The 8,530-nt window shown below is 54.1% G+C and carries 7 protein-coding genes and 1 pseudogene; all 8 read right to left on the minus strand.

Annotated elements, in window-relative coordinates; translation table 11 throughout:
- Positions 1–405: 405 nt before the first annotated feature.
- The 8 genes and pseudogenes from AUK29_05310 to AUK29_05345 all read right to left on the minus strand — a co-directional run bounded on the left by AUK29_05310 (position 406) and on the right by AUK29_05345 (position 8,530).
- Entirely contained in the window at positions 406–1,203 is a 798-nt protein-coding gene (locus tag AUK29_05310; GenBank protein OIP64142.1) for a hypothetical protein, read from the minus strand.
- A complete protein-coding gene (locus tag AUK29_05315; protein ID OIP64143.1) occupies positions 1,204–2,112 on the minus strand; it encodes a sugar kinase in 909 nt (302 codons plus the stop codon).
- Positions 2,113–2,124: 12 nt separating this feature from the next.
- Entirely contained in the window at positions 2,125–2,976 is an 852-nt protein-coding gene (locus AUK29_05320) for a methylthioadenosine phosphorylase (protein OIP64144.1), read from the minus strand.
- 199 nt (positions 2,977–3,175) lie between these two features.
- The gene (locus tag AUK29_05325; GenBank protein OIP64145.1) at positions 3,176–4,423 is read right to left on the minus strand and encodes an Mn transporter; all 1,248 of its coding nucleotides are present in this window, start codon (positions 4,421–4,423) and stop codon (positions 3,176–3,178) included.
- 3 nt (positions 4,424–4,426) lie between these two features.
- Positions 4,427–5,746 (minus strand): hypothetical protein, encoded by a 1,320-nt coding sequence (locus AUK29_05330; protein OIP64146.1) that lies wholly within the window; start codon positions 5,744–5,746, stop codon positions 4,427–4,429.
- A gap of 192 nt (positions 5,747–5,938) precedes the next feature.
- On the minus strand, positions 5,939–6,253 hold the full coding sequence (locus tag AUK29_05335) for a hypothetical protein (GenBank protein ID OIP64147.1): 315 nt from the start codon (positions 6,251–6,253) through the stop codon (positions 5,939–5,941).
- Positions 6,250–7,545: a hypothetical protein gene (locus AUK29_05340; GenBank protein ID OIP64148.1), complete on the minus strand. Its 1,296-nt coding sequence runs from the start codon at positions 7,543–7,545 to the stop codon at positions 6,250–6,252. Before AUK29_05340 ends, AUK29_05335 begins: the two co-directional genes overlap by 4 nt.
- Positions 7,542–8,530: pseudogene (locus AUK29_05345) on the minus strand (helicase). Before AUK29_05345 ends, AUK29_05340 begins: the two are co-directional and overlap by 4 nt.

Genomic DNA, 8,530 nt, shown 5'->3' on the forward strand with positions numbered 1-8,530 from the left:
TCTTCTTCTATGGCCTCAAGGTAGCGGTAGCTGACCTTGGTTTCATCAGAGATCTCTCTTAACGAGATCTCTCTCAGTTCCCGCTCTCTTTTCAGGTACTCGCCGAAAGAAGTCATTTCCATGCTTTGTATTCCTTGATACCGGATCTGTGATTGATATTCGGTTCTTCTCCTCTACGAGCCATCGGCCATTTAGTGGGTAAAAAGGGGCCGAGGATTCCAGGGGTCAAGGATTCAAGTGAACCCCGTTAGAGAGACGAACTCTCTAAGGGGGTGAAATACTGGCCCCTTGACCCCTTGACCCCTTGACCCCTTGACCCCTTGACCCCTTGGCCCCTTGACCCCTTGGCCCCTTGAATCCTTGACCCCTTGAACCCGTCTGTTTTCACGTACTCTTCACCGGGACTTATTGCAAGAGATCCAGATAGGTTGAAGCGTCCTCCGTCAACTTACTGTTGGGAGCAAGCTGTGTGACTGCTTGAAAATGAATCGATGCTTCATTCGCGTCTCCATTCTTGAAATAGGAAAGGGCCAGCCAATAGTGAAAATAGGCCAGGCTCAGGTCATTGACCGGGTCATTTTCCACCTTGGGATGCTTCTGAATCGCATTGCTTAAAATCTGAACCGCTTTTTCAATCTGGTTGTTCTGATAGTAGAGCCTCCCAAGGTCAAGGTAGGCTCGCATCAGGTTAGGGTCCTGATGCACGGCTTCCAGGAGAGACGACTCGGCCTCCTTGATATTCCCGGTCTTTTCGTAACACAACCCGATGTTATGGAGGGCCTTGGCCGGTGTTTCATAAAAAGGATTCTCCAGGGCCTTTCGGTATTGTTCAATCGCCTCAGCATACTTTTCCTGACGGGCATAGAGGCTGCCGAGATTGACATAGGATTTGGAGTAATCCTTTTGCAGGGAGATGGCCTTCTTGTATTCCTTTTCGGCCTCATCGAATCGTTCCATATAATAAAAGACGATTCCCTTGGCATCGTGTATCCTCGGATCATCAGCCTGTAAAGATTCGGCCTTGCGGAACTCAATCAGGGCATTCTGGTAGTCCCCTTCATCCAAGTGCTGTACACCGAGCTGATAATAGGCATTCGCCGATTTCTTCTGCGACTCTTTCTTCTGGTTGAGCCCGGCACAGGACGGCATGAGCATAAGGACTGAAAAGAGCAGGATCCTAAAAAGCGTTTTCTTCCTATCCATTCAGATATCCTCAAAATGGGTCAGATCCTTGAACATCCTGAAACGCCGCTCGATCTCTTTATACTTCAGACTCCGCAGCCGGTTGATACTGAAATCCTCCACATTAAATGAAGCCATGACGCTGCCGAATATCATGGCCCGGCGGAGCGTCTCTTCATTGACGTTCTGTACATTGGACAGATACCCCATGAACCCTCCGGCAAAAGAGTCTCCTGCGCCGGTCGGATCGAAGACCGTCTCCAACGGATAGGCCGGCGCCGAAAAGATGCTTGCGCCGTTGAACATCAGGGCGCCGTATTCCCCCCGCTTGATGATGAGTATCTTAGGCCCATATGAGAGAATTTTTCGGGCGGCTTTGACCAGATTGGCCTCTTCAGTCAACTGCCTGGCTTCTCCGTCGTTGATGGTCAGGATGTTCACTTTTTTCAGGACTTCCATCAGGGCTTCCCGTTTGCGTCCTATCCAGAAGTTCATGGTGTCCATACCCACAAAGTCCGGACTCTTCACCTGTTGCAGCACGGACCATTGAAGTTCGGGATCGATATTGGCCAGAAACACGTATTCGGCATCCCGGTATGAATCCGGGATCTCAGGGGTGAAGTTTTCAAAGACATTGAGGTGGGTCTCCAGGGTATGGGCCTCGTTGAGTTCAAAGGAATACTCCCCCTTCCATCGAAAGGTTTTCCCATCAACCCTTTGCAGACCCTGCGTATCCACATTTCTGGTGTTGAGGAATGCGATCTCGTGTTCGGGAAAATCCTTTCCGACCACGGCCACCAGATTGATGTCATTGAAGAAACCCGCGGACAAAGAAAAATAGACGGCCGATCCGCCTATCGCCTCTTCCACTTTCCCGAACGGGGTTTTGACCGAATCAAAGGCAATGGATCCTACGACAAGAAGACTCATCCTTTACGCATCCTATAAGAGAAACTCAAGCCGTCTCCGTGTCTCTTCGGGGAAACGGGACGGATCCGTGAGGATGGCCCCCTTCACGGCATCCCTGCACCTGCAACTCGTCTGCAGAATCTCCCCGGAAAGAGAGAGCCGGATCATCTCCTTGGCCTTGGCCACGTTGTTCCGCAGGATCGAAAGCACGGCATCCGCGCTCACGCCCTCCTCTTCCGTGTGCCAGCAGTCATAATCCGTTGAAAGGGCCAGGGTCGCATAACAGATCCCAGCCTCCCGGGCGAGCTTGGCCTCGGTCACATTGGTCATTCCGATCACATCCACGCCCCAGCTCCGGAAAATTTTGGATTCAGCCCGTGTGGAGAACTGAGGGCCTTCAATACAGAGGTAGGTCCCCCCTTCATGGATCTTAGCGCCGGCCCGCTTCCCCGCCCGAATGAGAATGCCGCAGAGATCCCTGCATACCGGATCGGCCATGGCCACGTGCCCCGCAATCCCATCGCCGAAGAACGTGCTGACGCGCTTCTTTGTATGATCGAAGAACTGGTCCGGGATCACGATGTCACCCGGTGCGATCTCTTCCTTCATGCTCCCCACCGCGCTCACTGAGATGATCCTCCGGACCCCGAGTTTTTTCATGGCATAGATATTGGCCCTAAAATTGATGTCGGAGGGGAGGATGCGATGCCCCCTGCCATGCCGCGGCAGGAATGCGACCCCGATGCCGTTCAGTTTTCCCACGTGGAACAGATCCGATGGATCCCCGAAGGGAGTGCTGACGGCAGCCTCCCGGAGCCCTTCGATCCCCTGGATTTCGTAAAGCCCGCTCCCGCCGATCACGCCGATCTCAATGGCTTCCGGCATATCTCCTCCAAAAAAACGGCGTTATCCTATCATCCGAATCTCGTCCAGTCAAGACATTTAGTCTCATGAGATGGTGTTGATTTGTTCATTTTGGCAGATCCCCAGTGAACCAGTTCAGTTACCGTGGTTTCCGGAGGCGCCAGGAAACGGATAGGAGTGCCCCAGGTGACGGAGCAACTGCTCACATATGACAAACTCGTTAACCCGGGACGCACATGAAAAACAGCAGGGCCAGAGAGAGGACGATCATCAGGATCACGGTCAGCCATGCCGCCATATTATAGACCCTGGAATTGACGAACTCCCCCATGAGACGCTTGTTGTTCACGAGGCGAAGCATCAGGATCAGGACAAACGGCAGGAGCAGGCCATTGGCCACCTGGGAGAAAAACATGATCTTCACCAGGGAGATATTGGGGATCAGGATGAAGACGGCCCCCAGGATGATAATGCCGGTGTAGAGGGAATAGAACTGCGGCGCCTCCCGGAAATGCTTGTTGACCCCCAGTTCCCACCCCATGCCTTCGCAGACCGAATAGGCCGTGGAAAGGGGGAGGATGGAAGCGGCAAACAGGGAGGCGTTGAAAAGCCCGAACGCAAAGAGCATATAACAATAATCGCCTGCCAGGGGCTTTAAGGCCAGGGCCGCGTCCTTGGCCGTCTCCACCATAATGCCGTGTTTGAAGAGGGTGCCGGCACAAACCACGATGATAAAAAAAGCCACGATGTTGACGATAAAGGCGCCGATGATGACATCGAGACGGTGATAGGCGTACTCCTTGAGCTTGATCCCCTTCTCCACAACCGATGCCTGCTGATAAAACTGCATCCAGGGCGCGATCGTGGTCCCGATCAGGCCGATCAGCATGACCAGGTAGACCTTGTTCATGTGCAATTGCGGCCGGACCGTCTGCCTGGCGACCTCGGACCAGTCCGGCCTGGTGACAAAACCTGAAATAATGTAGGAGAGATAAAAGATGCACGCCACCAGGAAGACCTTTTCCACGGATTTATAATTCCCCTTGACCACCAGCCACCAGACGAACAGGGCACAGAGGATGATGAGCACGGACCTTCTGATCCCGAAGAGGTCCGCGCTGGCTGCGATGCCCGCGAATTCCGCCATGACGTTGCCGATGTTGGCCACGATCAGGACGACCATGGCATAAAAAGTGACCTTGACCCCCATTTCCTCCCGGATCAGGTCCGCAAGCCCCTTGCCTGTGACCACGGCCATGCGGCTCGCCATCTCCTGTACCACGATCAGGACAAAGATGATCGGGATGAAAGACCAGAGCAGGGAGTAGCCGAAATGCGCGCCGGCCACGGTATAGGTGGCGATGCCGCCGGCATCATTGTCCACGTTGGCCGTGATGATGCCGGGCCCCATGACTGAGATGAATATCCGGATCTTTTTCAGTATGGATTTGGTCCTGGTGTTCAGCATATTTTAAAGCTGTATCTTCCTCTTGGCCCTTCGCCATGCAATCGCAACCAGCCGGCTGAAGATGTCATCCATGGTGATAATGCCGATCAGAATATTGGACGCATCCACCACAGGCACGGCGTTGACCTTGTATTTGTCCATCAGAAGCGCAATCCGCTTCACATCATCCTCGACATGAATCTTGACGGTCTTTTTCAAAGCGGCCTTCATCACTTCGTCGGGAGGGTCGGCGGTGATCAGGCGGCGAAGTACGGTGGAGCCTGCAAGATGGTTCTCTTTATCCACAATAAAAATATTATGGATGGTTTCGGCCTTCAGCGTTTTTTCCTTGACGATCTTGAGCGCCTGTTCAATGGTCGCCGTATCCGGTACGGCGATATATTCGGTGGTCATCAGGCCTCCGGCAGACTCCTCGGAGTAGCCGAGAAGCTTTGAGAGCATCTTGGCGTTCTTGGATTCCATCAGGCCGAGTATCTTGTTCACCGTCCCCTCCGGCAGATCGCCCAGAAAATCCGCCGCTTCATCCTTGGGTATGTTATTCAATATCTCGACCGCCTCCTTTTCGGACAGATCCTCCAGAAGAGACTTCTGCTCTTTGAAATCCAGGGCGGCGAAGAGCCGGCTCTTGGTATGGAGATCCAGGACCTTGAACAAGGCGAGCCTGTCCTGCGGGGCGAGATCCAGCATGATTTCGCTCAAGTCCGCGGCCGGAATTTCCCTGAGCATCTTCTGGGAAACGTCAACCTTGATCGTCTTGCTCACGGGGTTGATGGAGAGGGGCTGGATATGTTTCCAGGTGATGAAACTCGGCTTATTCAGGTATTCCGAATTTTTATTGAAGATCCTGACCAGCGGGTCGAGGAATTTTTCCAAACCCAGCCTCCGGACAATCCCTCTCAAACCGATGTCCACGTGCGCCACAACCAGATCCTGTTTGGCCTGAAGAAACTGGATATCGTTGACACGGATGACATTCTGGTTGTTGGTATCGACCACCTGCTGGTCCAGAATGTCCTGACGGATGGAAAGATCGCTGTGGTTGTTGATGGATGAAGAAAATTTCAGATCAGAAGCCGGGAGGTTCAGCCGGATGACGTGTTGGGTTATCTCAGAGATCCCGCTCCAGTCCACCGAAGCCCAGGATTTATGGAATCCCCCGGCCTCGACAATCAGGGTCTTGGACCTTGCGTACTTCCCCAGCGGCTCGATGATGATATCATGCAGAACCCCCTGAGGTTGATTGTCCTTATCAAAGACTCTCGCGCCCTGAAGCTCCGAGAAATAAACAAACATGAAATTGGGCTTCTGATTTTCAAGGGCCATGGATCACTCTTATTCATTTCCTGAGAAGGTTTTACTCATAGAACGACTTCAATCTCTTTGGTGACAAGACCTGGTTTTGTCTTTATCACATTCACTTTTTCAAGACCATCCTTTTTTAACTTATCAGCGGCAGGATCTCATGTCAAGATATCAACCAGATATTCGGCCGAGACCGTACCGAAACCGGGAATCTCAAGATTGAACATCCTCCTCCCCCTTCCAGTGATTGGAATCCTCCCTCAGGGCCCGGTCGCACTGCACACCCGCATTCTCTTCCAGCAGCCGCTTGAAACGGGGCCGGTAGATCAGCTCAAACTCCTCGTTCTTGTCCGGAAACAAAATGAGAACATTCCTTCGGGTTTCTTCGATAAACTCCAAGGCCTCCCGTTCGGAAAGGGGGTCTTCCGTAAGAATCCGTGCCGCTTTGTCAACCATCTTTCTCAGCCGGCGCATCTTCTCTTCTTCATCCCGATATCCTCGACCGTATGCAGCAGATTCCTCACTCATGACATTCCCTTCTTTTTTTGCAGCCGCCGGAGCCTGTATTCGATCTCCCCGATCTCTTCGGGGCTGAGCGAAAATACACTGAAGGCCCTGGAGGCGTACTCCGCCGCCCGGTCGTAATCCTTCCCGTTGTGTTCATAATGCTTGGCGAGTTCGATCAGGGGAAAGGTCTCCCGGACCGGGTCGATTGCGACCATATCCCGCCAGGCCTTGACCGCAAGAGCGTCCCTTCCGCTTCTCTTGTAGGTCAGTGAGAGGAATTTCAGGATTTCCCATTCTCTTTCCGAATAGGCGCAGGACTCCAGGGCGGAGACAAAGCATGCCGCGGCCTCATCGAACCTTCCCCCCTCCAGATGGATCCTCCCCAAGGAATACTGTTCCATCCCGTCCATGCGGCACGACGTGGTATGATCGCTGATCCTCCGTTGAATTAGAATCGTCAGGGCGACCAGGGTCAGGATGTCCAATCGGTTATGGTAAAAGACCCGTTTTAGCCGGGTGGGATCCTTGCCCTGAAGATACTGGAAATAGATTCCGGGGATCATCTCTCCTGCGACGTCATCCACGCGTTCAAGGCCTAAAAGCTCACGCTCCAGATTGGAAAGCCGGCAGCTATCGAGGCTCCTTTTCCATATTCTCCTGGCCGGATAGAGGAGATCGAGGTGCGGCAGGGCCAGGACGTCGGGTTGGAGCCTCGAAAGGATGAAGCGGGCCTCAAGAAGAGGGAGGTCAAAAGACTTTCCGTTAAAACTGACCAGGTACCGGAACCTCCTGAGCCGCTCCCGGAGCAGCGTGAGCATCTCCCTCTCCTCGGACTGGTCCCGCATCAGAAACTGTTCCACCACAAACTCTCCCTGGTCAAAGAAACCGATTCCGACCAGAAAGGCATAGGTCCCGGTCCCCCCGGAAAGGCCCGTGGTTTCGGTATCCATGAAGACCGTCTCATCCGGATGCATGCCATAGAGATCCGGGTGGGTTAAGAGCTCCCCGAATATATCAAGCGATACATGATAGATATCTTCCAATTGTATGTTTCCATGCAGATATCCTGCTTCATGTCCATGGCGCGCCACGAAGATTTCCGAAGATTCCACGGCATGGAGATCCCCGGGGACGATCTCCTCGATTGCAGGGCCCTGGTAAGGGCCCTCTCTCCTCCTCCGCTCCAGGACGGGCTTCTGCATAACCCGGCCGATCCGTGAACGAAGCTCGGAGATGAGATCTTCCTTTGGATCCCGCCTGACCGATGGGGCCGCTGATTTGAGCCGGTCCAATCTTTGTCTGATTTCGCTCATGTCCGGATCAACCTCAGGATTGAGAGTGCTGTTTCTTTGGCCATGGCCCCCACTTCATTCACCGGCCCCACACAGGAGGGACACCCTTCCCTGCAAGAACAGTTCATGATCAGGGACTCGGTCTCCTTTAAAAGCGTATCATGGAGATCATAGAGCTTGGACGCAAACCCGACCCCACCGGGAAAGGCATCATACAGGAAGAGGGTGGGGTCAAAGGCGCCGGGGTCCTCCATGCCGGCCGATTCATCCACGGGCACAATCCCTTTACCTCCCTGGACCGACCATTTCCCATGCCGGTCACCCACGGCCCGGTCCAGGTCCCGGACATCACACATCAGGTGGAGCACGGCGATGTGATGCAGGGCATGGGCGATCCCGAGGATCCCGTCCATGAGGGTCCCGCGTTCGTAAGGGAGCCCAAGGAGAGCGTCCGAAGGGATTGTGCACCAGTAGGCCGTGGTGTGCAGGTCCAGGTCCGGGAGGTTCACCTCCCCGTACCCCAGATTTTCCGAGGTGAAGAAACGGATCTTCTTGTATCCGACCACCTTGCGCGCCACATGGACCTCGCCGTGGGCCCTGCTGCAATGGCGGCCGTCCTCTGATTCGAAGACCTCAAGCGCCTGCACCCTCGTGTAGGTCATGGCATCGGTGTAGTAGTCCACGTCGGCCTTCTTCACGAAGGCCTGCCGGTTTGCGAAGTCGAGTTTTTCCACGATGTACGGCCTGGACTCCAGGAGATAAATGGCCCCTTCATGGAGGGTGACCGGGGCGGATGTGAAGTCGACCTCGGCAATGGTCACGGGCTTCGCGGGATCGGTCCGGTCCGTGACCACGAAGTTCTCCTCCGGGATATTCCGGAGGCTCACGGCATTGGCGGGATAGGCGTCCCTGTTCCAGTGATACCGCTCTCCGGCCCGGTGGAGGACCTGCTCTTCTTCAAGGTATTTCAGGATCTCGTCCAGGTCTTCGCCTCCGAAGGCCTCCC

The organism is Nitrospirae bacterium CG2_30_53_67, from assembly GCA_001873285.1.
Taxonomy (GTDB): Bacteria; CG2-30-53-67; CG2-30-53-67; order CG2-30-53-67; family CG2-30-53-67; genus CG2-30-53-67.

Bases quoted from the DNA above. Each gene is read 5' to 3' on its own strand.
- AUK29_05335 (OIP64147.1), bottom strand. From the start codon at position 6,253: ATGAGTGAGGAATCTGCTGCATACGGTCGAGGATATCGGGATGAAGAA.
- AUK29_05330 (OIP64146.1), bottom strand. From the start codon at position 5,746: ATGGCCCTTGAAAATCAGAAGCCCAATTTCATGTTTGTTTATTTCTCG.
- AUK29_05315 (OIP64143.1), bottom strand. From the start codon at position 2,112: ATGAGTCTTCTTGTCGTAGGATCCATTGCCTTTGATTCGGTCAAAACC.
- AUK29_05325 (OIP64145.1), bottom strand. From the start codon at position 4,423: ATGCTGAACACCAGGACCAAATCCATACTGAAAAAGATCCGGATATTC.
- AUK29_05340 (OIP64148.1), bottom strand. From the start codon at position 7,545: ATGAGCGAAATCAGACAAAGATTGGACCGGCTCAAATCAGCGGCCCCA.
- AUK29_05320 (OIP64144.1), bottom strand. From the start codon at position 2,976: ATGCCGGAAGCCATTGAGATCGGCGTGATCGGCGGGAGCGGGCTTTAC.
- AUK29_05310 (OIP64142.1), bottom strand. From the start codon at position 1,203: ATGGATAGGAAGAAAACGCTTTTTAGGATCCTGCTCTTTTCAGTCCTT.